The organism is Kitasatospora sp. NPDC059088, from assembly GCF_042738155.1.
Taxonomy (GTDB): Bacteria; Actinomycetota; Actinomycetes; order Streptomycetales; family Streptomycetaceae; genus Kitasatospora.
The window spans coordinates 122,928-148,140 of record NZ_JBHYGR010000001.1; the positions used below are offsets into that span (position 1 = coordinate 122,928).

Annotated in this window: 22 protein-coding genes; 10 read left to right on the top strand and 12 right to left on the bottom strand. The window is 73.7% G+C overall.

The features are described from left to right. Positions 1–11: 11 nt before the first annotated feature. From ACFWXO_RS00560 to ACFWXO_RS00600, 9 genes are all read right to left on the bottom strand, one after another. The gene (locus tag ACFWXO_RS00560) at positions 12–1,244 is read right to left on the bottom strand and encodes a type III PLP-dependent enzyme (RefSeq protein ID WP_380521006.1); all 1,233 of its coding nucleotides are present in this window, start codon (positions 1,242–1,244) and stop codon (positions 12–14) included. Next, the gene (locus tag ACFWXO_RS00565) at positions 1,241–3,019 is read right to left on the bottom strand and encodes an IucA/IucC family protein (protein WP_380521007.1); all 1,779 of its coding nucleotides are present in this window, start codon (positions 3,017–3,019) and stop codon (positions 1,241–1,243) included. The genes ACFWXO_RS00560 and ACFWXO_RS00565 overlap by 4 nt, the downstream gene beginning before the upstream one ends. Then, the gene (locus ACFWXO_RS00570) at positions 3,016–4,257 is read right to left on the bottom strand and encodes an MFS transporter (protein ID WP_380521009.1); all 1,242 of its coding nucleotides are present in this window, start codon (positions 4,255–4,257) and stop codon (positions 3,016–3,018) included. Before ACFWXO_RS00570 ends, ACFWXO_RS00565 begins: the two co-directional genes overlap by 4 nt. Beyond that, positions 4,254–5,993 (bottom strand): IucA/IucC family protein, encoded by a 1,740-nt coding sequence (locus ACFWXO_RS00575; protein ID WP_380521011.1) that lies wholly within the window; start codon positions 5,991–5,993, stop codon positions 4,254–4,256. The genes ACFWXO_RS00570 and ACFWXO_RS00575 overlap by 4 nt, the downstream gene beginning before the upstream one ends. Further along, the gene (locus ACFWXO_RS00580) at positions 5,990–7,189 is read right to left on the bottom strand and encodes an acetyl-CoA carboxylase biotin carboxylase subunit family protein (RefSeq protein ID WP_380521013.1); all 1,200 of its coding nucleotides are present in this window, start codon (positions 7,187–7,189) and stop codon (positions 5,990–5,992) included. The genes ACFWXO_RS00575 and ACFWXO_RS00580 overlap by 4 nt, the downstream gene beginning before the upstream one ends. 161 nt (positions 7,190–7,350) lie before the next feature. Then, on the bottom strand, positions 7,351–8,352 hold the full coding sequence (locus ACFWXO_RS00585) for an ABC transporter substrate-binding protein (RefSeq protein ID WP_380521015.1): 1,002 nt from the start codon (positions 8,350–8,352) through the stop codon (positions 7,351–7,353). A 62-nt stretch (positions 8,353–8,414) separates the two neighbouring features. Next, positions 8,415–9,269, bottom strand: coding sequence for an ABC transporter ATP-binding protein (locus tag ACFWXO_RS00590; RefSeq protein ID WP_380521017.1), 855 nt, complete (start codon positions 9,267–9,269; stop codon positions 8,415–8,417). Next, positions 9,269–10,303, bottom strand: a complete 1,035-nt coding sequence (locus ACFWXO_RS00595; protein WP_380521019.1) for a FecCD family ABC transporter permease — start codon at positions 10,301–10,303, stop codon at positions 9,269–9,271. The genes ACFWXO_RS00590 and ACFWXO_RS00595 overlap by 1 nt, the downstream gene beginning before the upstream one ends. Before the next feature lie 82 nt (positions 10,304–10,385). Next, entirely contained in the window at positions 10,386–11,351 is a 966-nt protein-coding gene (locus ACFWXO_RS00600; protein ID WP_380521140.1) for a FecCD family ABC transporter permease, read from the bottom strand. Positions 11,352–11,583: 232 nt separating this feature from the next. Here ACFWXO_RS00600 and ACFWXO_RS00605 point away from each other — a divergent pair, with 232 nt between their 5' ends. Beyond that, positions 11,584–12,537 (top strand): iron-sulfur protein, encoded by a 954-nt coding sequence (locus ACFWXO_RS00605; RefSeq protein ID WP_380521021.1) that lies wholly within the window; start codon positions 11,584–11,586, stop codon positions 12,535–12,537. A 48-nt stretch (positions 12,538–12,585) separates the two neighbouring features. Here ACFWXO_RS00605 and ACFWXO_RS00610 read toward each other — a convergent pair whose 3' ends face one another. Next, a complete protein-coding gene (locus ACFWXO_RS00610) occupies positions 12,586–12,903 on the bottom strand; it encodes a DUF6191 domain-containing protein (RefSeq protein ID WP_380521023.1) in 318 nt (105 codons plus the stop codon). Between the two features lie 119 nt (positions 12,904–13,022). Here ACFWXO_RS00610 and ACFWXO_RS00615 point away from each other — a divergent pair, with 119 nt between their 5' ends. The 6 genes from ACFWXO_RS00615 to ACFWXO_RS00640 all read left to right on the top strand — a co-directional run bounded on the left by ACFWXO_RS00615 (position 13,023) and on the right by ACFWXO_RS00640 (position 19,186). After that, complete coding sequence (locus tag ACFWXO_RS00615; protein WP_380521025.1) at positions 13,023–13,784, top strand: dienelactone hydrolase family protein; 762 nt, start codon at positions 13,023–13,025, stop codon at positions 13,782–13,784. Positions 13,785–13,893: 109 nt separating this feature from the next. Next, a complete protein-coding gene (locus ACFWXO_RS00620) occupies positions 13,894–14,205 on the top strand; it encodes a hypothetical protein (RefSeq protein WP_380521027.1) in 312 nt (103 codons plus the stop codon). Positions 14,206–14,214: 9 nt separating this feature from the next. After that, a complete protein-coding gene (locus tag ACFWXO_RS00625; protein WP_380521029.1) occupies positions 14,215–14,556 on the top strand; it encodes a hypothetical protein in 342 nt (113 codons plus the stop codon). A gap of 112 nt (positions 14,557–14,668) precedes the next feature. Further along, positions 14,669–16,699: a serine/threonine-protein kinase gene (locus ACFWXO_RS00630; protein ID WP_380521031.1), complete on the top strand. Its 2,031-nt coding sequence runs from the start codon at positions 14,669–14,671 to the stop codon at positions 16,697–16,699. After that, the gene (locus ACFWXO_RS00635) at positions 16,696–17,037 is read left to right on the top strand and encodes a glutaredoxin domain-containing protein (RefSeq protein ID WP_380521033.1); all 342 of its coding nucleotides are present in this window, start codon (positions 16,696–16,698) and stop codon (positions 17,035–17,037) included. Before ACFWXO_RS00630 ends, ACFWXO_RS00635 begins: the two co-directional genes overlap by 4 nt. A gap of 553 nt (positions 17,038–17,590) precedes the next feature. Continuing rightward, complete coding sequence (locus tag ACFWXO_RS00640; RefSeq protein ID WP_380521142.1) at positions 17,591–19,186, top strand: M4 family metallopeptidase; 1,596 nt, start codon at positions 17,591–17,593, stop codon at positions 19,184–19,186. Between the two features lie 381 nt (positions 19,187–19,567). On the opposite strand, the gene ACFWXO_RS00645 is transcribed toward ACFWXO_RS00640, so the two are convergent. Continuing rightward, entirely contained in the window at positions 19,568–20,563 is a 996-nt protein-coding gene (locus ACFWXO_RS00645) for an ABC transporter substrate-binding protein (RefSeq protein ID WP_380521036.1), read from the bottom strand. Between the two features lie 58 nt (positions 20,564–20,621). Beyond that, on the bottom strand, positions 20,622–21,410 hold the full coding sequence (locus ACFWXO_RS00650) for a MerR family transcriptional regulator (RefSeq protein ID WP_375891348.1): 789 nt from the start codon (positions 21,408–21,410) through the stop codon (positions 20,622–20,624). A 225-nt stretch (positions 21,411–21,635) separates the two neighbouring features. Between ACFWXO_RS00650 and ACFWXO_RS00655 the strand changes: the two genes are divergently transcribed. From ACFWXO_RS00655 to ACFWXO_RS00665, 3 genes are read left to right on the top strand one after another with little or no spacing between them, the layout of a single operon-like run. Then, positions 21,636–23,222 carry a flavin-containing monooxygenase gene (locus ACFWXO_RS00655; protein ID WP_380521038.1) on the top strand — a complete coding sequence of 529 codons (1,587 nt, stop codon included), beginning with the start codon at positions 21,636–21,638 and terminating at the stop codon, positions 23,220–23,222. Further along, complete coding sequence (locus ACFWXO_RS00660; RefSeq protein ID WP_380521040.1) at positions 23,219–24,256, top strand: alpha/beta fold hydrolase; 1,038 nt, start codon at positions 23,219–23,221, stop codon at positions 24,254–24,256. The genes ACFWXO_RS00655 and ACFWXO_RS00660 overlap by 4 nt, the downstream gene beginning before the upstream one ends. Beyond that, positions 24,253–25,164: an SDR family oxidoreductase gene (locus ACFWXO_RS00665; RefSeq protein ID WP_380521042.1), complete on the top strand. Its 912-nt coding sequence runs from the start codon at positions 24,253–24,255 to the stop codon at positions 25,162–25,164. The genes ACFWXO_RS00660 and ACFWXO_RS00665 overlap by 4 nt, the downstream gene beginning before the upstream one ends. Positions 25,165–25,213 lie beyond the last annotated feature (49 nt).

A 25,213-nucleotide genomic window follows, 5' to 3' on the forward strand; every position in this document is an offset into this window, starting at 1 on the left:
CCGGCCGCGGGTCAGTCGCCCAGGTAGTGGAACCCGGGCCGCGGGTGCATCAGGAACTCGTGGTGCGAGATGTTCCACCCGTACGCGCCCGCCATCGCGAACAGCACCCGGTCCGCCGTCCGCAGGCCCGCCGCGCCGTCCGCCGCCCGGGCCAGGACGTCCTTCGGGGTGCACAGCTGCCCGGCCAGGGTGGCCCGGCCGGTGGTGACGGCGGGGCGCGGCCAGGGATGCGGCCAGGCGTCCACCGGGAGCACCGCGAAGGGCTGGGAGTGCCCGCGGGTGGCCGGGGTGCGCAGGTGGTGGGTGCCGCCGCGGACCACCGCGAAGTCCTCGCCGTGGCTGCGCTTCACGTCCAGCACCTCGGTCGCGTACCAGCCGCAGTAGGCGGTCAGCGCCCGCCCGGGCTCGATCCGCAGGGTCAGCCCGGGGTGGGCGTCGAGCACCTTGGCCAGGCCCTCGCCGAAGGCCGTCCAGTCGAAGCGCCGTGCCGGGTCGTCGTAGTCCACCGCCATCCCGCCGCCGACGTTGACCTCGGCGAGCGGGAAGCCGTGCCGCTCGGCCAGTTCGGCCGACCAGGTGACGATCTGCTCGGCGACCGCCAGCTGCTCGTCCGCCGCCAGCCCGCTGGCCAGGTGGGCGTGCACCCCGCGCAGCCGCAGCCGGCGCCCGAGCGGGCCGCCGTCGGTGAGCAGCCGGGCGCACTCCTCGGCCTGGTCGGGGTCGAGCCCGAACGGGGTCGGCCGTCCACCCATCGCCAGCGGCACCGCGTCCAGGGCCTCGGTGACCTCCGGCAGGTTCACCCGCAGCAGGACGTCCACGACGGCCGCCGGGCGCTCCGCCAGGACGGCGGCGAGCCGGTGCAGTTCCTGCTCGCTCTCGACGTGCCAGCGGTGCACTCCGGCGTCCACCGACGCGAGGATCTCGGCGGGGGTCTTGCCCGGCCCGCCGAAGGCCAGCGGTGCGTCCGGGACGGCGGCCCGTACGTGCGCCAACTCGCCGCCGCTGGAGACCTCGTAGCCGTCGACGGCGGCGCGCAGCGCGGTCAGCAGCGGCGCGTCCGGGTTGGCCTTGGCGGCGTAGTACAGCTCGACCCGCTCGGGCAGTGCGGCCCGGACGGCGGCGGCGTGCTCCCGCAGTACGGCCAGGTCGTAGACGTAGGCGGGCAGTTGGTCGGGCGCGAGGGAGGCGACGTGGCGGTGGACGGCGTCGCTCACCGGGGCGCCGGTGGTGGGGGTCTGGCTCATCGGACGGCGCTCCCGGTCGGAAGGTGGGCGGTCATGCGGGCGGCCTCGGCGAGCACCGAGCCGGCCAGCGGGGAGGGCAGTCGGACGTACCCGGCCTCCCGGTCGGCCTTGCGCTCCCAGCGGGTGAGCAGGTTGGCCTTGGCGGGCAGCGGGACACCGGCCAGCAGGGCCCGCAGCCGCGGCGGGCGGCCGTGGGCGGCCGCGTACTCCTCCAGGGCGTCCCGGACGGCCTGCCAGAGCGCGCCCTCCAGCTCGGGGTGGCGGTCGGCGAGGGCGGCGAGCAGTTCGGCGACGTGGTTGACCAGCAGGCAGTAGACCACCCGGTCCCAGCCGCGCTCGGCGTCGTAGGTCATCGGGCCGGCCACCTCGGGCGGCAGCGCGGCCAGCAGTTCGGCGTTCCGCTCGGGGACGAGCTTGGTGCCCTCCAGGTCGCGGAAGAGCACCTGGGCCGGCCGGCCGTCCGCGTCCACGCCGATGAGCACGTTCTGCAGGTGCGGCTCCAGCACTACGCCGTGGTCGAAGTAGGCCGCCAGCACCGGCGGGAGGAGCAGTCGCAGGTAGTCGCGCCACCAGTCGAGCGCGGCCGCCCCGCCCGAACTCGACTCCAGCAGCCGGGAGATGTGGGCCGAGCTGGTCGGGTGCTCGTCGGCGACGGCGCCGGCGAGCAGCGGGGTGACGCCGGGCCGCAGCAGGCCGCCGAAGCCCTCGCGCAGGATCAGGCCGAAGCCCTCGAACAGGGCCCGGTCGGGGTGGCCGTCGGCGCCGGGGAGGGCGAGGGTGCGGAAGGCGGGTTCGCGCAGCATCGCCGCGTCCGGGAAGCGCCCGGCCAGGTCGGTCAGCACCGGGTCCAGCAGACGGGTGAGCCGGACGGCGCCGGTGAGCTCGTAGGCGGCGTTCTTGCGCAGGCAGTTGGTGATCCGGACGTTGAGGCTGAACTTGAGGAAGGCGTCCGCGCCGTACAGGGTGCGCACCGAGGCGGTGGCGGCGAAGTGCTCGCCGCGCGGGCCGAGGTCCAGGACGTCGCCGCGGGCCAGGGCGGCGCGCAACAGCGGGTGGTCGCCGATGAGTTGGTACTGCCAGGGGTGGGCGGGCAGCAGCCGGTAGCCGTCCGGCACCTTGCCGAGGCCGTCCAGGACGGCGCTCGCGTCCCGGTCCAGGGACTCCTCGGCCAGCAGCTCGGCGCGCACGGCCAGGTGGCGCAGCGGGAAGGCCGCGCGGGACTCGGGCGCGTAGTGGCGCCAGTCCCCCCGGGCGGCGGAGCGGGACTTGGGGGCCGGGTGGAAGCGGTGGCCGAACAGCAGGGCCTGCTCGGACTCCAGGTAGCGGTCCGCCTCGGCGGCCGGCCGGTCGGCCAGGCCCGCGCCGACGCCCTGGTGGCTGGAGGCCACCTGCTCGAGGAACTCCTCGTTCACCGTGCCGGTGCGCAGTTCCAGCTCCTCCTGGGCGTACCCGGCGAGCTCGCGCCAGCCCAACTCGCGCCACCCTTCGGGGGTTTCCTCGTGCACGGGGCCGGTGAACCGGTGCGCCCCGAGCAGCGAGGTGCGGCGCAGGGCGACCCGCAGCAGGGTGCCGCGGCGGGGCAGGCGCAGCAGCAGGTGCCCGTCGTCGACGGCGGTCTGGTGCTCGGGGGCGGACACCTCGCGCAGCAGGCAGTTGAGCAGGGTGTGCGCCACCGCCGCGTCCGCGCCGGGCAGTTCGGCGGGGTCCGTGGCCGACGGCGTGGTCGACGGCGCGGCGGGGAGGGTGGCGGGGAGGGTGGTGGGCCGGGCGGTCATCGGGGACTCCTACGGGTCAGGAGGGCGAGCAGGGCGGCGGCCAGTGCAGCGACGGTGCCGGTGACGACCGGGGCGGCCGGTCCGCCGCTGCCGTTGGCGAGCGCGGCGGCCCGGCCGGCGGCGCCGCCACCGCACTTGGAGACGGTTTCGCGGGTGCCGAACATCCGGCCCGGCGCGCGGCCGCGGGCGGCTTCGGCGGCGAGGACGGCGAGGCAGACCAGGCCGAAGGTCATGCCGAGTCCGAGCACGGCCCGGGTGAGGGCGAAGGTGAGCAGTGAGTGGGCCGGGGCGTGGCCGACCAGTCCGACGGCCACCAGGGCGAAGCCCAGGGCCAGTCCGCTGCGCGGGCGTGCCTCGACGGCGGCGTGCACCCGGCCGGCAGCGACCAGGTAGACCAGGTGCGGCAGCGCGAACAGCAGGCCCGCGACGGTGCCGCCGGCCCCCGGCAGCCGCTGCTGGACCAGGGTGATCAGGTACGGGAAGGAGATGATGGTGGCGAAGACGAAGGCGAACTCGAAGGCGTAGAGCAGCCGGAGGGAGCCGGGCGGGTCGGCCGGGTCGGCCGGGTCGGCCGGGTCGGCCGGGCCGGTCGCGGCGGTCGCGGCGGTCGCGGCGGCGGCGCGGCCCGCCGGCGCGACGGTCGGACGGACCGGCTCCGGCAGGGAGTTGAGCAGCGCCGCGGCGGTCAGCGGCAGCACCGCCATCACCAGGTACTGCCGGTGCGGGTCGATCCACGGCGACAGTGCGCCCACCAGGATCGGCGCCGCCACCAGGGCGGCCCGGGCACTGCCCTGCATCAGGGTCAGCGCCTTGGACAGCCGGGAGCCGTCCAGGGCCGCGGCGAGGTAGCCGTTGGTGGCGGAGAAGGTGCCGCCGAGGAGGCCCTGGAGCACCAGCGCGGCGGTGAACGCCGGCAGGCTGTCGGCGGCTCCGGCGAGCAGGAAGGAGACGGCGAGGCCGAGTTGGGCGCGCAACAGCAGCCGCTTCTGGCCGAAGCGGTCGGCCAGCCGGCCCCACAGCGGGGCGCCGAGGGCGGTGAAGACGGTCGGCACGACGTACAGCAGACCGGCCCAGTGGCCGCTGTGGTCCCCGAGGGTGGGGAGGATCTCGGTGAGGTACGGCGGCAGACCGAGGGCGGCGAAGGAGGCGACGAAGTAGCAGGCCGCCACCGCGTGCACCTGGCGCCGGTCCAGCCCCGCGGCCTCGGTCGGCCGCGACAGGGGTTCGACGGTCGTCACGAGCGGTCCCCGGACAGGAGGTAGTTGGGGCCGTCGGTGTAGTGCTTGTTGATGTCCGCGGCGCCGCTGCGCTCCTTGCTGAGCAGCGACCCGGCGCTCACCATGGCCTTGACCGGCAGCCGTTCGGCGTCCAGCAGGTCGGTGCGCAGCGGTTGCCCGGCCGGTCCCAGCCGGTCGACCGCCTCGCCGAGGACGGTGCGCAGCAGCTCCAGGCTCCGCGCCAGCGGCACCCGGCCGTGCGCGGCCAGGCCGAAGGCGAGCGAGGCGGTGCACAGGTGGCCGGTGATGGTGGTGAACAGGTCGGTGAGTGCGCGGTCCTGCTCGCCGAGGATTCGCGGATCACGGAACTTGGCCACCAGGGCGGCCAGTTCGCGGACCGGGGAGCGGACCGCCCGGGCGGTGTTGACCCGGGGGCCGTCGTTGTCCTTGTAGAGCAGCCGCAGGCCGGTCCCGTCGAGGACCAGCGAGGTGTTCTGCTGGTGCGACTCCAGGGCGATGCCGTGGCCGAACAGGGTGGTCTGCCAGTCGACCAGCAGCCGCAGCAACTCCTCGTACAGCGCGGGGACGGAGCCGTGGTGGAAGCGGTCGGCCAGGTGGTCGATCACCAGCCGGCCGTCGGGCGCCTCGGCGAGCAGGGCGGCCAGCGGGACGCTGACGGCGTCGTCCAGGCCCTCCGGGTAGCGGCGCAGCAGGACGGCCAGCAGCTCGTCCTCGGCGTGGGCGTAGTGCTGTTCGTCGGCGTGCAGGATCCGCCCGGCGAAGCGCGGTTCGCGGGCGGCCACGGCCTCCACCAGGCGCTGTCCGACCGCGCCGTTGACCAGGGTGACCGGCTTGATGGTGCGGCGGTTGCGCAGGCCCAGGGTGGCGGTGGCGAGCGGCAGTTTGAGGTGGCAGGACGGGTCGGCGGCCACGGCGACGGTGCGCATGGACAGCGTGGGGAGCACTTCGAGGTACGGCTCGGGGGCGAGCACCGCGCCCGGCGCGATCCGGGTGAAGTCCTCGTCCGCGGTGAGCGGATGGACCGGAACGGTGGCGAACTCGCGCGGTACGCCCAGCTGTTCGGCGCTCGGCCACCAGGCGGGCAGCGGGCCGTCGCCGTGCACGGTCAGCCGGCCGGCCGGGACGGCGAGCCAGCGCAGCTCGAAGCTCGGGTGGAACTCCGGCGCGTAGGAGCGGAGTTGGGCCTCGCTCAGGCCGGAGCGGCCCCGCGCGGTCGGGTAGACCGGGTGGTCCAGGAAGGCGGCGAGGGCCTCGAAGCCGAGCGCGGCGCGCGGGCCGGCCCAGTCCGCCACGTCCTTGCCGTAGCGCTCGGCGAGTTCGGCCTGCACCTCGGGCCGCACCCGGTCGTGCAGCTCCATGGTGGCGAGGGTCTGCCGGCACTCCTCGGCGAAGGCCAGGTGGCCGGGGCGGTCCAGCGGATCGGCCCGCTCCGCCAGCAGGGCCAGGACGGCGGTCAGTTCGGTGAGCCGGGCGCCGTCGACCTCCAGCTCCGGCAGTCGGGCGGCGTGGTCGGCCTGGAAGCCGTCGGGGGCGACCGGCAGGGCGAGCGAGCCGTCGCTCAGCCAGGGTCCATCGGGGCGCTGCTCCAGGGTGCCCCGGGTGCGCAGGCCGAGCACGTCCTCCCGCAGCAGGGCGGACAGCACCCGCAGGGTGAGCTGCTCGGCCGGGGTCGAAGCGGCGGGAGCCGTTGCGGCGGGGGCCGTTGCGGTGGGGGCGGGATGATCGGCCGGGTTCATGAGGTGATCTCCCAGCGGTTGGCGGCGATGAACTCCGCGACCGCGCCGTCCACCGCATCCTGGTCCGGACCGACCGCCCAGACGATGCCCAGGTAGTCGCGGTTGGTGCGGTAGAGCTCGTGCCGGGCGCCGAGCTCGCGCACCGGCAGGTAGGACAGCGTGACCCCGTCGGCCCGTCGCTCGAAGTGCGGCTCGGGGGCGGCGGTCAGGGTGCCGGGCTGCTCGGCGCAGACCCGCTCGTGGCGGGCCCGCCGGTCGCCGCGGGCGCCCAGGTCGGCGGGCAGCTCCTCGCCGAGGTGGGCGCGCAGCACCAGCTCGAAGTAGGGGATCCCGAGGATCTCGGCGAGCATCAGGTCGCACTGGTCGCCGATGGCGCGGTAGTTGACCTCGATGATGCGGGCGCGGCCGTCCGACTGGAGGACGAACTCGGTGTGGCAGGCGCCGAGTCCGACCCCGAGGGCGTCGAGCTGGGCGAGCACCTGCTCGACCACCGGGTGGGGGTGCGCCGGGGTGAAGGTCAGCACCTCTTCGATGAAGTCCGGCGGCGGGGAGAGCTGGGTGCGGAAGCCGCCGAGGACGCGCCTGGTCCGGCCGTCGCCCAGGGTCTCCAGGGTGCACAGCTCGCCGGCCAGGAACTCCTCGACCACCAGGGTGGCGCCGGGGCGGCGCTGCTGGATCTCCTTGACCCGCAGGGCGAGTTCGGCGGCGTCGGCGACCAGGGTGACGTCCTCGCTGGCGACGCCCTCGCGCGGCTTGACGATGCACGGGAACGAGGGTGTGAGGCCGCTCGGGTCCTGCCCGGGTGCCAGCTCGGCGGACTCCACCGCGTCCAGGCCGCGCTCGGCGAGGTGGCGGCGCAGCTCGCCCTTGTTCTTGGTCCGCAGGGCGGCCTTCCAGTCCTTGCCGGCCAGGCCGAAGTACTCGGCGACCAGGGCGGTCTGGGTCTGCAGGTGGTCGCTGTTGCTGAACACCGCGGCCGGGGTGTGGTGCTGGGATATCAGGCCGATGACCTCGCGGAAGTCCTGGACGTCGCACTCCACCACCTCGCAGGCGAACTCCGCTCTGGCGTACGCGCGTTGGTGGGCCTCGACGTGGTCGGTGAGGACGGTGACGTCGAGTCCGAGCCGGGCGGCGGCGGGCAGGAATCCGCGGGTGACCGAGTCGGTGGGGTTGAGGGCGAGCAGGTAGAGCCGCATGGGGATGGTCCTCGGGGCGTGGGGGCGGACGAAGGACGGCGAACAGATGACAGAGTTTGAAATCTGTTATCTGTTATCTGTTATCTGTCGTCTGAAAGATGAACTCTGAAAGTTGAATTCTGAAATCTGTTCGCCGTCAGCTGTTCGTTGTGGCGCGACGACTACTTGGGCGCGTCCACGCCCGCCGCCTTGGCGATGTCGACGAGCATCGCGTCCGCGGCCTGGACGCCGATGCCGGACATCCAGGTCTCGTCCGGCACGGTGAAGACCTTGTTGTTCTTGACGGCGTTCAGGCCCTGCCAGACCGGGGTCTGCTGGACCTCGCTCTCCTTGGTCTTGGACGGGTCGTCGGCAGTGGTGACGAACACCAGGTCGGCGTCGGCCTGGCTGACCTGCTCGGCGCTGACCTCGATGATGTTCTTGTCCACGTCCTGCGGGGCCGGGCGGGTCAGGCCGACGTCCTTGAGCACCACGCCGCTGTACGAGGCCTTCGCGTACAGGCGGGTCGGCCCGGCCACGAAGCGGACCACCGAGGCGGTCGGCATCGTCCCGTTGTACTTGGCCTTGATCGCCTCGCCCAGCTTGTGCGCCCGCTCCTCGTAGTCGGCCAGCGCCTTCTTCGCCTCGTCCTCCTTGCCGAGGGCCTGGGCGTACAGCGCCAGGTTCTCCTTCCACGGGAAGCCGGTGGTCTCGGCCAGCACGGTCGGCGCGATCGCGTTCAGCTGGTCGTACACCTTGGCGTGCCGGACCTTGGAGGAGAGGATCAGGTCGGGCTTGAGGGAGGTGATCAGCTCCAGGTTCGGCTCGTTCATCGGGCCGACGTCCTTGGTGTCCTTGATCTTGTCCTTGAGGTAGTTCGGGAACCCGCCCTCGGTCTTCATGTGCGGGGACACCGCGCCGACCGGCGTGATGCCGAGCAGCGTGACGTCGTCCAGCTCACCGCTGTCCAGCACCACGACGCGCTTGGGCTGGGACTTGATCTGGGCGGTCCCGGCGGCGTGCTTGACGGAGCGCGGGAAGCCGGCGGCGGTGCCGGCCGAGGCGGCGGCGGAGGAGCCGGAGTCACCGCCGGACTTGGCGCCGTCCCCGTTGCTGCCGCAGGCGGCGAGGAGCGTGGCGGACAGCGTGACGGCGAGGACGGCGACGGGGAGTCGGCGGTTCATCGGAGTTCCTTGGATCGGGTCGAACGGGGAGGCGGAAGAGAAGGGGGGACGGGAGGAGGAGGTCAGACGGTGGCCGACGCGGCGGACGCGGCGGACACGGCGGCAGTGCGCACCCGGGCCCGCGGCACGACCAGCGGAGTGCCGGTCTCCGGGTCGGGCACCACCCGGCACGGCACGCCGAAGACGGCCTCGACCAGTTCGGCCGTCAGGACCTCGGCGGGCGGACCGGCCGCGGCGAGCCGCCCGTCCTTGAGCACCACCAGGTGGTCGGCGTACCGCGCGGCCTGCCCGAGGTCGTGCAGCACCATGACGACGGTGCGTCCGGCCTCGGTGTGCAGGTCGGCGACCAGGTCGAGCACGTCGAGCTGGTGCCGCAGGTCGAGGAAGGTGGTCGGCTCGTCGAGCAGCAGCAGGTCGGTCTCCTGGGCGAGCGCGAGCGCGATCCAGACCCGCTGGCGCTGCCCCCCGGAGAGCCGGTCGACCTGCCGGTCGCGCAGTTCGGCGGTCCCGGTGCGCTCCAGCGCCTCCTCGACCGCGGCCTGGTCGGCCTTGGACCACGGGCTGAGCATCCGCTGGTGCGGGTAGCGTCCGAGCCGGACCAGCGCCTCGACGGTGACCGCCTCCGGCGTGACGGGCTGCTGCGGCAGCAGGCCCATCCGTTTGGCGAGGGTGCGGGCGGGCATCCGGTGGATGTCGGCGCCGTCGAGGGTGACCGTGCCGGCGGCCGGGTCGAGCAGCCGGACGAGGCCGCGCAGCAGGGTCGACTTGCCGCAGGCGTTCGGTCCGACGATCGCGGTGACGGCGCCGCCGGGGAGTTCGAGGTCGAGGCCGTCGACGATGGTCCGGTCGCCGTAGCGCAGTCCGAGGCCGTGGGCGGCGAGCCGGTTGGCGGTCGCGGGGGCCGGGAGGGAGGTCATCAGCTGCTCCTCTGGGGAAGCCGGCCCTGGCGGATCATCAGCACCAGGAGCCAGGGCGCGCCGAGGGTGGCGGTGACGGCACCGACCGGCAGGCCGCGGACGGGGATCACGTGCAGCACGAGGAGGTCGGCCGCGAGCAGCAGCACGGCGCCGGTGAGCGCGGTGAGGCCGAGGGTGCCGGGGGTGGGCGGCCCGGCGAGCAGCCGGACCAGGTGGGGGACGGCGAGGGCGACGAAGGCGACCGGTCCGGTGAGGGCGGCGGCCAGCGAGGCGAGGGTGATGGTGAGCAGCAGCAGCCAGAGCCGGTCCCGGGCGGGGTCGAGGCCGAGGCCGCCGGCCGAGTCGTCGCCGAGGTCGAGGACGGCGACCCGCCGCTGGCAGAGCACGAGGGCCCCGGCGGTGAGGGCGATGGCGGTGCCGCCGATCCACACCTCGGTCCAGTTGCGCCCGTACAGCGAGCCGGTGGTCCACTGCATGGCGGAGGAGGCCAGTTCGGCCGGGAACCGTACGATCATCAGGTTCACGGCGGCGGCCAGGCCCTGCTGGACCGCCAGGCCGACCAGCACCAGCCGGGTCACGGCCATCCTGGAGCGCCAGGCCAGGCCGCCGAGCAGCAGCGCGGCGAGCAGCCCGCCGCCGACCGCGGCCAGCGGGATCAGCTGCTGGGAGGCGCCGGTGGCGAGCATCAGCACCGCGCCGAAGGAGGCGCCGCCGGTGATCCCGATGGTGTCGGGGGCGGCCAGCGGGTTGCGGAACAGCCGCTGCAGCATCGAGCCGGCCATCGCCAGCCCGGCTCCCGCGATCAGCGCGGACACCACGCGCGGCGCCCGGAACTGCTGCACCACCAGGACGTCGCCGGACTGGCCCTGGCCGAACAGTGCGCGCAGCGCGTCCCAGGCGGAGATGTTCACCTGGCCGGTGCCGAGCGCGATGCCGGTGAGCACCACCAGCAGGGCGACGGCCAGCAGCGACCAGGCGGCGGTACGGGCCCGGCGGCGCGCGATCGCGCCCATCGGGACGGCGAGCGAGCTCATGCGCCCACCCCGTTCCGGCCGGCGGTCGTCCCGCTCACGCCACGCACGGTGCACCTCTTGACGGTTCGCTGGTTCCGGTCGTTCACTTGGCCACCTTCCGGGCCAGCACCGCGAGCAGCGGCGCGCCGAGGAAGGCGGTGACGATGCCGACCTCGATCTCGGAGGGCTGCACCACGAGCCGGCCGAGCACGTCGGCGGCGAGCAGCAGCAGCGGGCCGGTGATCAGGCAGCCGGGCAGCAGCCAGCGGTGGTCGTTGCCGAGGAGGGCGCGGACCAGGTGCGGCGCGGCCAGTCCGATGAACGCCACCGGTCCGGAGACGGCGATCGCACTGCCCGCGAGCAGGACGACGGCCAGTCCGCCGACCACCCGGATCCGCGCCACCGGCACGCCCAGTGCCTGGGCGGTCTCGTCGCCCAGGGCCAGCGCGTTGAGCGCGGGGGAGATCGCGAAGGCGGCCACCAGGCCGAGCGCCAGGAACGGCAGCACCGGGGTGAGGGTGTCCAGGTGGCGTCCGGCGATCGAGCCGGCCAGCCAGAACCGGGCCTCGTCCAGGGTGCGGTGACTGGCCAGCATCAGCGCGGAGGTCCAGGAGGTGAGCACCACGGTGAGCACGGTGCCGCCGAGCGCGAGCCGGATCGGGTCGAGGTCCCCGCCGCGCCGGGACATGCCGTAGGCGGAGACGGCGGCGACGGCCGCCCCGGCGAAGGCGAACCAGACGTACTGGGAGGGGCGGGAGAGGTCCAGCGCGTAGATCGCGGCGACCACGGCGAGGCTCGCGCCGGCGTTGATGCCGAGGGTGACCGGGGAGGCCAGCGGGTTGCGGGTGACGCCCTGGGCGACCGCCCCGGCGACGCCGAGCGCGGCTCCGACGGCCAGGCCGATGAGCGTGCGCGGGACCCGAAGGCCCGTCACCACGTCGGCGTCCCCGCCGTGGGCGGCGCCGGTGAGGGCGTCGACGACGGTGGACAGCGGGATGGCGCGGGAGCCCAGCGCGAGGCTCAGGGCGGCGCACAGCACGAGTGCGGCCACACCGGCGACCAGCAGCAGCGGCCGCTGGAGCGCCGCCGCGGGACGGGGCGTCGCCGGGGCTGTGGTGGCGGGTGGGTCGGTTCTCAGCACGAGTCGACATCTTAGGTTAGGTTTGCCTAAATTCGTCAAGATCGTGCCGATGGTCGTACATCACACCGGGGTGCGCAGCTCGGTGGTCGGTGCACCCTTTGAGGCATTGTAAGGTGAGCCTCACCTTAACGATCACTCGGAGTCGAACTCGGGAGTGCGGATGGTCCCCGGAACACCCCTGCCCGTCGCACCCGCCTGCTCCCGGTCGGTCGACTCCCGGCCCGTTCGCCCCGGGGACCGGTCGACCGCCCTGAGCGGCCTGGCCGACCGGACGGACCGGACGGACCGGACGGAGCTGGCCGACCCGACCGCCCTGGCCGCCCTCACCGGCGACTACCGGCGGCTGCGCGACCTCTGCCCCGCGCTCCGGCTGCACCTGCTCGACCCCGCCGAACCCGACCCCTCGGCCGCCGACGGCTGGTACTCGGGCGCCCGACTCGCCGCCGACGAACGGGCCCTGGCCGCCGTCCTGTCCGGGGCGGAGGAGCGGATCGCCGCCGAACACGGCCGCGCGCCCCGCCCGCACGTCACCGCCTCCCGACTGCTCCACCACTACACCTGGTCCGTCTGCCTGCTCGTCGCCGGCCCCTGGCACCTCGCCCGGCGCGTCCCCGCCGTCGACCCCGCCGACCTCTGGCTGCACGCCCCGACCGGCGACCTCGCCCTGCGCCCGCGCGGGCACGTCACCCTCCCCGGCGACGACGAACTGCGCGCCGAACTACGGGCCGCCGTGGTGGCCCACCTCGAACCGGTGCTCGCCGCGTTCGCCGGACCGACCCGGCGCCGCGACCGCGCGCTCTGGGGCATGGTGACCGACGACCTCGCCTCCGCCGTCTGGTACCTCGGCCGGATGCTCGACGCGCAGGACGACACGGCGGGGGGTACTTCGGCCGGGGAGGACGCCGCCGTCGTCGCCGCCGCGGCCCTGCTGCCCGGCGGCACCCTGCCGCTGCCCGGAGCCGCCGACTTCCGCCGGCTGCGCACGCCGGACGGCCAGGACCACCACACCCGCACCCGGCTCGGCTGCTGCCTCTACTACGCCGTCGGGCCCGAGGCGCTCGCCTGTCTGACCTGCCCGCGCACCACGGACGAGGAGCGGATCCGCCGGTTCTGACGGACGGTCCACGGAACGCGCCCCGCCCCTGCCCGGCCCGCGCCTGCCCTAACGCTCGGTGCCGGTGCCGGGGCCTTTGGCGCCGTCCGGCCGGCGCAGCACCGCCACGCCACGGTCCAGGTCGACCCCGAAGTGCGGCGGGGCTCCGGCCAGGGTGTCGTCCCGGCGGGAGGTCTGCTCCCGGCGCTGCTCGACCTGGATCCGCTTGCCCGGACTGAACAGCGCGTGCATCTCGCCCAGCACGCCGCCACCGCCACCGCCGCCACCACCACCGGCTCCAGGCGTGCGCTCACGACGGCGCGGCGAGGACTCGGACCACACCTGCCAACTCGCCAGTAGCACCAGCCCGACCGCGGCCAAGGCCACGCACGCCACTCCCACGACCAGCCCCATGTCAGGCCCAACGTGTCGTCCCGACATGAGCGTTCCCGGTTCCGGGCCCGCAGCGGTTACGCTGCCCGCGACCCTAAGGAGAGCTCTCACCCATGACTGTGCGCGGAACTCTCGTGGACATTCCGGCAGCAGACGGCGCCGCCGACGCCTATCTCACCCACCCCGATGACGGCCTGCCCTACCCCGGCGTGCTGCTCTACCAGGACGCCTTCGGGCTCCGGCCCCACCTGAAGGCCATGGCCGACCGGATCGCCGAGGCCGGGTACACCGTCCTCGTCCCGAACCTGTACTACCGCAGCGGCCGCGCACCGCTGGTGGAACTGCCCGAGATGATCGACATCGAGCAGTGCGACGAGATCTTCGCCCAGCTCGGCCCGCTGCTCCTCGCCGCCAGGGACCCGGAGACGGCCGCGCGCGACGCGGGCGCCTTCCTGGCCTGGTTCGAGGAGTCCCCGCTGGTCCAGGACGGTCCGATCGGCGTCACCGGCTACTGCCTCGGCGCCTACCTGGCCCTGAGCGCCGCCGTCAGCCACCCGGACCGGATCGCCGCGGTCGGCGGCTTCCACGGCGGCCACCTGGCCACCGACCGCCCGGGCAGCCCGCACCTGCGCGCCGAACGCATCACCGCGGAGCTGTACTTCGGCCACGCCGACCAGGACGTGTCGATGCCGCCCGAGCAGATCGCCCGCCTCGACGAGGCGCTCACCGCCGCCGGGGTCCGCCACCGGGCGGAGGTGTACGAGGGCGCCGGGCACGGCTACACCCAGGCCGACACCACCCGGTACGACGCGGGCGGTGACGCCCGGCACTGGTCGGCACTGTTCGACCTGTTGAAGCGCAACCTGCCGGCGTAGCGCCCCGGTTCGCCGCCCAGGCACCCCAGGCAGCCCAGGCACCCCCGGCCGGTCGTGGACGGAGCGACGTAGGGTGGCTCCGTCGTGACGGCCGGCCGGGTGAGCGGAAGTGGCAACCAGCAGGTGGGGTGTGCGGACCGGCCGGGCACCGGCCCTGACCGGAGTTCAGCAGGCCATCGCCGAGGCACTGGCCGAGCACCTGCCCGGCGGTGTGCGACGGGGTGAACTCGACCGTGGCGGACGGGCGTTGCGCTGGCTGGAGGCAGGGCCCGGCGCGGTGCCGGTGCCGGAGCCGGGCGACGGTCCGGGGTCGGGCTCCGGGCCGGGTGGCGGTGTGCCGGTCGTGCCGGTCGTCCTGGTCACCGGGATGGGCACCAGCTCGCTCACCTGGGCCCCGCTGCTGCCCGAACTCGCCGGGTGAGCCAGGGTCGTGGCGTACGACCGGGCCGGGCTCGGCGCCAGCGAACCCGACCGCTCCCCGGCCCCGACCCTGGCCGCGCAGGTCGCGGACCTGGCCGCGCTGGTCCGGCACCTGGACGCAGGGCCGTCACCCGAGGTACCGGTCACCGTGCTGAGCGCGACACTGGGGCTGCCCCGCGGGCTGCGGGCCCGGTTCACCGCCGCGCAGGCGCGGATCACGGCCGGTGCCGTCCTCGGCGTCCACCTGGTGGTGCCCGGGGCCGGGCACGCCGTCCACCAGGACCGGCCGGGGGTGGTCGCCGAGGCCGTCCGGGCCGTGTCCCGGCAGGTCCGAATCGCCCGGAAGGCCTGACTTCCCGGGGCAATCCCCCTCCTCACAGCGGCTGCTGGGCCCGCGGCACGCTCTGGCACACTGTGTGCCGACGACCCGGCGGGGAGGGTCATGACACCTGGGGGCAGGGGAGATGAGTAGCGCGGGCACCGTGCTCGGCGGGCGGTACACGCTGGTCGAGAAGGTCGGCGGCGGGGGGATGGGGTCGGTCTGGCGGGCCGAGGACGGGGTGCTGGCCCGGCCGGTCGCCGTGAAGATCCTCCGCGCGGACCTGTTCGAGGACGGCACCGGCCTCCAGCGGTTCCGCCGTGAGGCCCAGCTGGTCGCCGCGGTCGACCACCCCGGCATCGTGGGCGTGCACGACTACGGGGAGAGCGGCGGGGACGGCGACGACGCCCGCTGCGCCTACATCGTGATGGACCTGATCGAGGGCCGGCCGCTGGACCGGGTACTCGAGGACGACGGTCCGATGAGCGCCGAGCGGGCGCTGCGCCTGCTCGGCGACGCCCTGGACGCGCTGCACGCCGCCCACCGGCGGGGGATCGTGCACCGTGACCTCAAGCCCTCCAACCTGATGGTGCGCGAGGACGGCGGGGTGGTGATCACCGACTTCGGCATCGCCCGGGCCGTCGCCAGCACCAAGCTCACCGCGCCGTACGCGGTCATCGGCACCGCGGCCTACATGTCCCCCGAGCAGGCCTCGGGGGAGACCACCGGCCCGGCCTCCGACCTGTACTCGATCGGCGTGGTCGGCTACGAGCTCCTGGTCGGGCGGGTGCCGTACCAGGGAGAGGGGCCGCTGCAGGTCGCGCTCAAGCACGTCAACCAGCCGGTACCGGAGTTGCCGGAGACCTTCCCGGCGGCGGTCCGGGCGCTGATCGCCACCGCGCTGGCCAAGCAGCCCGAGGACCGCTTCGAGAGCGCCGCCGGGATGGCGGCGGCGGCCCGGGTGGCGATCGGGCTGCCGGGGGCGGCCCGGAAGGCTGCGGACAGCGGGACGGTCGACCTCCGGGCGGACGCCGGTGCGGCCCCGGCGGGCGGTGCGGCGCCCGGTGCTGCGCCCGCTGACCCGGCCGGTGCGGCTCCTGGTGCCGCGGACGCCGCCGCAGTCGTCCCGGTGGGGGCCGCTGTCGGCGCCGCACCAGCCGCTCCGGAGCAGTTGGTGCGGACGGACCCGCAGGCGGAGACCGAGCCGGGCCGACGCCGCTCGCGCCGTACCCTGCTGCTCCCGGTGGTCGTCCCGATCGTGATCTCGATGGGCACGGCGACGGTGCTGCTGGTCGACCGCGGCCCCGGCCGGTCCGACGCGGCCGTGCCGCCCGCCGCCCAGCCCACCGTGGTGGTGACGGTCCCGGCGGCCCCGGCCGCCACCACCCCGGCCGCAACCACCTCCGGACCCGTCATGCCGTCACCGACCGACACCCCGTCGGCCGCCCCGAGCGCCGACCAGCAGGCCACCGTCGGCGGGGCGCCGCCCGGCACCCAACTGCCCGTACCCGTACCGGCCCAGGGCGGCGGCGGAAGCGGCGCCGCCCAGGGGCGCGGCGGCTCGAATCCCGGTGGCGGCGCGGCCGCCGGAGGGGCTTCGGGTGGCCAGCCCGCCGGCGGGGGGACGGCGGCGGACCAGCCGCCGTCCAAGCCCGGCAACCCGGCCTCCCAGGGAGGCGGTTCAGCCGGCTCGGGCAGTTCGGGAGGTTCAGGTGGTTCGGGTGGTTCGTCGGCGGGTGGGAACCCGCCCGCCCCGCCGGCGGCCGGCCGCCCCGCGTCCTGCGGCGGCAGCAGTTGGAGCACCATCGTCAGCGTCAAGGACGGCCGCCCGATCGGGATGCGCAGCGACAACCTCAACGGCGACAACCCGATCGTCCTCGGCGGCGCCTCGCAGTACGGCTGGGTGCGTGCCACCGACCCGGGCAACTGGATCCTGTTCAACGCCTGCAACAACGGCGGCCCGCAGCTCGTCCAGACCATGGACGGCAAGGTCGTGCTGAGCAACGGCTACAGCTTCCTGACCCGGTGGACGGTTCGCAACGGCAGCACCCCGGGCTCGTACACGCTGGGCGACTACCAGAACCAGTCGTGCATGACGGACAACGGCCCCGGCAACGAGCTCACCATGGTCGCGTGCACACCCGGGAACACGGCGCAGGAGTGGAGGCTGCAGTGACGGACGCAACGAGCGGCGCGGCGAGCGGTGCAACGAGCGGCGCGGCGACGGACGGTTCGGCGACGGACGGGGTGGCCGGGAGCGGTGAAGTGGTGCTCTACTGGCGCCCCTTGTGCACCTACTGCATGAAGCTGCGGTTCGGGCTGCTCTTCACCCGCCTGCGGTACAGCCGCCGCTTCACCCGGGTCAACATCTGGAAGGACCCGGACGCGGCCGCCTACGTGCGCTCGGTCGCGGACGGCAACGAGACCGTGCCGACGGTGCGGGTGGCCGGCCGTCCGATGGTGAACCCCTCGTTGCGCCAACTGCTGGCCGCCGCAGGGGAGTACGGCGCGTAGGCGGCCGGTCACCGGGGCGCCGGTCCTATCAGGCCGTCGCCCCGGCGGGCAAGGGCGTTCGATGGCGGGACCTCGCCAATGGGGCGTCAAGGGTGTGTATGGAAACTTCTACAAGGATGTAAAAGCCGATCGGCCGGTCATCGGTATTGACACCCCGGCCGGTGGTCGGTGACCGATCCGCTGTCGGCGCAGGCGGTCGGGCCTGGTTCGGATCGGAACCCCCTGCAAGGCCGCTCGCATTGCCCCGGTTTGACCGCCTTTTGAATCCCTTTACCAACTGGCGGGACCTGGCCAATCACTGATGCAGACCTGTCAATTCATCTGTTGGATTGTCATGCTTCTGGTCACCCCCCAGCGGTAGCCCCCACCCCCACCCCTCGGTGGCAAGCCGCTCGACCGCACGGGGTTCCTGCACGTCAGCGCCCGCTCCGCCCCACAGGTGCCGACCCCGGCCCCCGGAGCGTGGTGCGACCGCGCCCAGACGCGGTTTCCCGGAAGGACTCTTACGTTGAAGCGTAAGCTCGCTGCTGTCGCCGTGCTCTCGGCCACGGCCATGCTGACCGGTGTCATCCAGGTGGCCACCACCGCCCAGGCCGCCCCCGCGGCCCCGTCGCTGCAGGCGCAGGCCGCCTCGCAGCACGCGGCCGTGCTCGCCGTGGCCAACGGCCAGTCCGCCCCGCTCGCCCAGGTGCTCGGCCTCGGCGGCCAGGAGAAGCTGGTGGCCAAGGACGCCGTCGTCGACCAGGACGGCACCAAGCACCTGCGCTTCGAGCGCACCTACGCCGGCCTTCCGGTGATCGGTGGCGACCTGGTCGTCCACCAGAAGTCCGACGGTGGCGTGAAGTCGGTCGACAAGGCCGTCTCCGCCCGGATCGCGCTGCCGAGCCTGACCCCGAAGATCCCCGCGGACAAGGCCGCCGACCAGGCCGCCGGCACGGTCAAGGCCACCATCGGCCAGACCATCGACGCCGACCAGGCCCCGATCACCGGCGTCCACCAGGTCGGCAAGGCCGAGCTGGTCGTCTGGGCCACCGACGGCAACCCGCGCCTGGCCTACCGGACCACCGTCGAGGGCGTGCGCGCCGACGGCACCCCGAGCGCCCAGATCCTGGTCACCGACGCGGCCGACGGCAAGGTCCTCTCCACCCACGAGAAGATCGAGACCGCCACCGGCACCGGCAACGGCATCTTCGTCGGCCAGGTCTCCCTCAACACCAACCAGAACGGCTCGCAGTTCGAGCTCAAGGACACCAGCCGCGGCGGCCAGTCCACCACGGACATGAGCAACAGCGAGTCGGGCAGCGGGTCGCTGTTCGCCAACCCGAGCAACAGCTTCGGCGACGGCACCAACAACAGCCGCGAATCCGCCGCCGTGGACGCCCAGTTCGGCGCCGCCACCACCTGGGACTTCTACAAGAACACCTTCGGCCGCAACGGCATCCGCAACGACGGCGTCGGCGCCCTCAGCCGGGTCCACTACGGCTCCAACTACGTCAACGCGTTCTGGAGCGACGACTGCTTCTGCATGTCGTACGGCGACGGCAACAACAACAGCGCCCCGCTCACCGAACTCGACGTGGCCGGCCACGAGATGAGCCACGGCGTCACCGCGGCGACCGCCAACCTGAACTACTCGGGAGAGTCCGGCGGCCTCAACGAGGCCACCTCCGACATCATGGGCACCATGGTGGAGTGGTACGCCAACCTGCCCGCCAACCCGCCGAACTACCAGATCGGCGAGCTCATCAACATCAACGGCGACGGCAAGCCGCTGCGCTACATGGACCAGCCGAGTCAGGACGGCAACTCGGCCGACTACTGGGACGCCAACGTCGGCAACCTGGACGTGCACTTCTCGTCCGGCGTGGCCAACCACTTCTTCTACTTGCTGTCCGAGGGCAGCGGCGCGAAGACGATCAACGGGTTCAACTACAACAGCCCGACGGCGGACGGCTCCTCGCTCGCCGGCATCGGCCGGGACAAGGCCGCGCAGATCTGGTACAAGGCGCTGACCGCGTACTTCACCTCGACGACCGACTACGCGGGCGCCCGTGTGGCCACCCTGAGCGCGGCGTCGGACCTGTATGGCGCCAACAGCGCCGAGTACAACGCGGTCGCGGCCACCTGGACCGCGGTCAACGTCAACTGACTCGGGCCTGAACCGGGTCGGGCCTGAGTTGGGCAGGCCCGACCCGGGGCGCGTCCGAGCAGGTCCCGGTCGGACTGTGGGTGCCGAACGGCCGGGTCGGGCGGCGGGGGCGACGGTGTGCGGACCACCGTCGCCCCCGCCGTCGTGCGTGCGTGGCCGCGCTGCGGGGTGGCGCTGCGGGGCCCGGGTGCGGGTTCTGGCGTCGGGTGCGTCGGGTGCGTCGGACGGCTGACGGGCGACAGACGACAGACGACAGACGACAGGCGACAGCGAACAGATAACGGATGTCAGATAACAGATGTTGAAATCTGTTATCTGTTTGCTGTGATCTGTTCGCCGTGATCTGTCAGTCGCCGGCCGTCCGTCCCCACCCGCCGGCCGTCACGCCAGGTCCTTGCGGATCTGGTCCAGGATCAGCCCGGCTCCGGTGTAGCCGATGCCGAGCATCCAGAGGCTGTCGTCCACCTGGTACACCCGGCCGGTGCGGACGGCGTCGATGTTCTTCCACAGCGCTCCCTCGGTGATCCGGGCCCGGTCGGACTTCGCCGCGTCCCCGTACACCGAGTAGAAGATGACGTCGGCCGCCGCCTGGTCCACCTGCTCGGGGCTGATCTCCAGTGAGAACCCCGGCTTGCCCTGGTTGGCCGGGCGGCCGAGCCCGAGGTCCTTGAACAGCGAGCCGACGAAGGTGTCGTCGAGGTAGAGCCGGGTGGGCGCGCCGGCCAGGAAGCGGGCCATCTCGACCCGGGTGGCCGCTGCCTTGGTCGGCCCGCCCAGTGCCGTCACGAGGTCCCGCACCTTGGTCCGGTACGCCGCGTCCGCCGCTTCGGCCTCGGTCGCGCGCCCCATCGCCTCAGCGTGCAGCTGGACGTTCTCCTTCCAGGTCGGGCCGGTGGTCCTGGACAGTACGGTCGGAGCGATCCTGGAGAGCTGGTCGTACCGCTTGTCGTCGCGGACCTGGTTGCTGAGGATGAGGTCCGGCCGCAGCGCCGCGATCGCCTCCAGGTTGGGCTGGCCGATCGCGCCGACCGCCTTCGTCCCGGCCAGCCGCTCGGCGGGGAGGTACCCGGGGAAGGGCGCCCCCTCGCTGACGGTGGTGGCGCCGACCGGGCTCAGCCCGAGGGTGACCACCGAGTCGAGGGCGTCGGTGTCCAGGGCCACCACCCGCGCGGCCCGGTCCGGTACGGTGCTCGTGCCGCGCGCGTGCTGGACGGTACGGGTGCCGCCGGAGCCGGTCGGACCGCCGCCCGGCGTGGGGGAGTCGGCCCCGCAGGCGGCGAGCGCGAGGCCCGGGGCGAGCCCGGCGGCGAGGCCGAGTGCCGTGCGGCGACTGAGAGTTCGGCGGTCGGGGGTTCGACGGCCGAGGGTGCGGGGCATCGGCGGCTCCTCAACGGACTGACGGGGCGCGGAAATCCCTGCCCGCCCAGCCGACCCGCTACGCCTCGGAGCCGTACTCCCGTCGCTGGCGCAGCAGTTCGGCGTACTCGGCCCGCACCCGGCGGTCCATCGCGAGGGTGAACTGCGCGTCGGCGACGGTGCGGGCGAGCGGCCGTACCCGCAGGATGCGTTCGGTGAGCCGGGCCGCCTCGCCCGGCGCCAGCGGGGTGTCGGCGGAGAGCACGCTGAGCAGGTGGTCGCTGACCACGTCGATGAAGATCTCGGCGATGGCGTCGACGTGCTCCCGGGTGCGCCGGCTGGCGTCCAGGACGGCCGAGAGCGGTACGCCCTCGGCGACCAGCTCGGTGGTGGCGTCCATCAGCCGGCGGCTGACGTGGGTGATCCCGTCCTCCTCGACGGTGATGTAGCCCTGGGCGATCGATTCGGCGGTGTTCTCCTCGGTGAGCTGGTCCCCGAAGGCGGCTTTGAGCTCCTCCCACTCCAGGCGCACCGGGGTCTCGTCCGACCAGGGGGCGACGATCGCGGCTTCGAGCCCGATCAGCTCGGCGACGTCCCGCCCGCTCTCGCCGGCGCCGATCAGTTCGGCGATCCCGCCCAGGGTGTGGCCGCGGTCGAGCAGTTCGCCGATCATCCGCAGCCGGGTCAGGTGCTCCTCGCCGTACCAGGCGATCCGGCCCTCCTTGCGGGGTGGTGGGAGCAGCTTGCGCTCACGGTAGAAGCGCAGGGTGCGGGTGGTGATCCCGGCCGCTTCGGCCAGTTCCTCCACCCGGTACTCGCGTTTTCTGTCGCCCGCAGCAGCTCTGACCTTGTCCACGGCGATCAGCATAGGTCCGTCACGTCGGCGGCGGGCCCTGGGGGAAGTCCGGGGACTTCCGGTGGATCCGGGCCGTCGTGCTTCTTCCATCCGGTGTCAGCAAGGACTACCCTGCCAACCATGCCAGTGATTACTGGCGCGATTGGCAGGGTTCCGGGGCACGGCCCCGGAGGTTTCCGAGGGCGCCGCCCCCGGAAGAGCGTGAAGACCACCGCCCCACCCTCAGGAGGAGGCCGCATGGCATCCAGCAGCAAGCGCCCCCGCCCCGGCGCGACCCCGGCGCCCGACCCCGGCGCCGCGACGGAGGCCGTACCGCACGTGCGGGTGGCCGTGATCGGCTCCGGCTTCGGCGGCCTCGGCGCGGCCGTCCGACTGCGCCGCGCCGGCATCACCGACTTCGTCGTCCTGGAGCGCGCGGACTCGGTCGGCGGCACCTGGCGCGACAACAGCTACCCCGGCTGCGCCTGCGACGTGCCCTCGCACCTCTACTCCTTCTCCTTCGCGCCCAACCCCGACTGGCCGCGCAGCTTCTCCGGCCAGCCCGACATCCGCGCCTACCTGGAGAAGGTCGCCACCGTCTTCGGGATACGCCCCCACCTGCGCTTCAACGCCGAGGTGCTGGAGGCCCGTTGGGAGGCCGAGCAGACCCGCTGGCGGATCACCACGGCGGCCGGCCAGTGGACCGCCGACGCCGTCGTCTCCGCCGCCGGACCGCTCGCCGACCCGCAGATCCCCGACCTGCCCGGCCTGAGCACCTTCCCCGGCAAGGTCTTCCACTCCTCCCGCTGGGACCACGACTTCGACCTGGCCGGCAAGCGGGTGGCGATGGTCGGCACCGGCGCCTCCGCCGCCCAGATCATCCCGTCGATCCAGCCGAAGGTCGGCAAGCTGACCGTCTTCCAGCGCACCCCCGCCTGGGTCCTGCCGCGCCGCGACCGCGAGATCAGCCAGCTGGAGAAATGGCTGCACGGCCGGCTGCCGGTCACCGCCAAGATCCGCCGCGGCACCCTGTTCGCGCTCCGCGAGATGCAGGTCGACGCCTTCGTGCGCCGCCCCGGGCTGCTGCGCGTCGTCCAGCAGCTCGCCGAACGCCACATCGCCCAGGGCGTCGCGGACCCGGCGCTGCGCGCCAGGCTCACCCCGGACTACCGGATCGGCTGCAAGCGCATCCTGCTCAGCAACACCTACTACCCGGCGCTCGCCGCGGCCAACACCGAGGTCGTCTCCTCCGGCCTGCGCGAACTGCGCGGCTCCACCCTGGTGGCCGCCGACGGCAGCGAGCACGAGGTCGACGCCATCGTCTTCGGCACCGGCTTCCACGTCACCGACATGCCCGTCGGAGCCCGGGTGTTCGGCGCGAACGGGACCAGCCTGGCCGAGGAGTGGAAGGACGGGATGGAGGCGCTGCGCGGCTCGGCCGTGCACGGCTTCCCGAACCTCTTCTTCGTGATCGGCCCCAACACCGGCCTCGGCAACAGCTCGATGATCCTCATGATCGAGTCCCAACTGAACTACATGATCGACGCGTTGACCACGCTCGACACGGTGGGCGCCGCCGCCATGCAGCCCACCGTCCGGGCCCAGCGGCAGTGGAACCTGGAACTCCAGCACCGGATGGACCGCACCGTCTGGACCACCGGCGGCTGCCGCAGCTGGTACCTGGACCCGAGCGGCAAGAACACCGTGCTCTGGCCCGGTTCCACGACCTCCTTCCGCCGCGCCACCCGCAAGGTCGACCTGGGCGAGTACGAGCTGATCATGCGCACCGGGCCGAGGACCACCCGTCCCGCCGCTTCCACCGCCGCCCAGGAGGCCACCGCGTGAGCGCCGTCCAGCTCCCCGCCGAGTACGTCCAGCCCACGCCCGTCGAGGAGTTGAGCATCCGATCGGCGGACGGCATCCGACTGCACGTCGAGGTGCACGGCCAACCCGGCGCTCCCACCGTGGTGCTGTCCCACGGCTGGACCTGCTCGACGGCCTTCTGGGCCCCGGTGATCCGCGAACTCTCCGACCGCTACCGGCTGGTGGCCTACGACCAGCGCGGCCACGGGCAGAGCGAGATCCCGCCCAGCCGGGCCCGCTACTCCACCCGGGCACTCGCCGAGGACCTGGCCGCCGTGCTCGCGCGGACCGTCCCGGCGGGGGAGCGGGCCGTGCTGGCCGGGCACAGCATGGGGGGCATGACCATCATGGCCGCCGGCGGCCGCCCCGAGGTCGCCGAGCGCACCGCCGCGAACGTCCTGATCTCCACCGGCCCGGCCGACCTGGTCGCCGAACTCACCGTCCTGCCGGACGGCCTGCGCGCCCCGCGTCTGCGGCGCTTCCTGCACCGGCAGCTGCTGCGCTCCCGGATGCCGCTCGGGCCGGTCTCGGGAGTGAGCCGGGCCGCGCTCAAGTACGCGACCATGGGGCCGGGTTCACCTGCCGGGCAGGTCGAGGCGACGGCCCGGATCGTGCACGCCTGCCCGGCCGCGGTCCGCTACCACTGGGCCGGAGTGCTCGACCGGCTGGACGTACGGGCCGGGCTCGGCCGGATCACCGCCCCCACCGCCGTGGTGGCGGGCACCGCGGACCGGCTCACCCCGCCGGTGCACGCCCACCGGATGGTCGCCGAACTCGCCTACCCGCAGGGGCTGTTGCTGCTGCCCGGGGTCGGTCACATGGCGCCGCTGGAGCGTCCGGTGGAGGTCGCGGCCGAGATCCACCGGATGGCCTCCGCCCACCTGGCGGGTGCGCCCACCGGGACCGCTTCCGTCCCCGCCCCCGTTCCTGCCGTCGACCCTGCTCCTGCCGTTGACCCCGCTCCCGCCGTCGACCCTGCCGTCGATCCCGCCGTCGAGAGGACCACCGTCGCATGAATGCCATCCCGCCGCTGTCCGCGCAGGTCGTGGTGGTCACCGGGGCCGCCCGTGGAGTCGGCGCGTCGCTGGCCCGGAAGCTGGCCCGGCGCGGGGCCAAGGTCGCGCTACTGGGCCTGGAACCCGAGGAGTTGAAGGCCGTCGCGGCGCAGTGCGGCGCCGCAGCCACGGCGTGGGAGGTGGACGTCACCGATCTGGAGGCGCTTGCTGACACCGCCGAGCGGATCAAGGAGCACTACGGGCGGATCGACACCGTGGTCGCCAACGCCGGGATCGCGATCGGCGGACCGCTCGCCGACAGCGACCACCGGGCGTTCAGCCGGGTGATCGAGGTCAATCTGCTCGGCAGCGTCGCCACCGCGCGGGCCTTCCTGCCGGTCCTCACCGAGAGCCGCGGCTACCTGCTGCAGATCGCCTCGCTCGCCGCGCTCACGCCCGCACCGCTGATGAGCGCCTACTGCGCCAGCAAGTCCGGGGTGGAGGCCTTCGCCCACTCGATCCGCGCCGAGGTCGCCTACCGGGGCGTCAAGGTCGGTGTGGGGTACCTGAGTTGGACCGACACCGACATGGTGCGCGGTGCCGACGAGGACGCCGTGCTCAAGCAGATGCGCAGCCGGCTGCCGTGGCCGGCCAACAAGACGTACCCGCTGGAGCCGGCCGTGGACCGGATCGTCGCCGGGATCGCCCGGCGCTCGGCCCATGTGTACGCCCAGGCGTGGCTGCGCGGGATGCAGCCGGTGCGCTGGCTGCTGCCGAGCCTGATCGCCGTGGTCGGCTCCCGCGACGTCGCCAAGCTCGCCCCGCAGCTCGCGGCCACCGCCGCCTCCCGCCTGCGCGCGGTCGGGGCCGGCGGCGCGGCTGACACCGCGGTGCGGAGGGAGCGGACGGGGCGGGGGACTGACGGCTGACAGCGAACAGCTGACAACTGACAGATGACGGATAACAGATGACGGATAA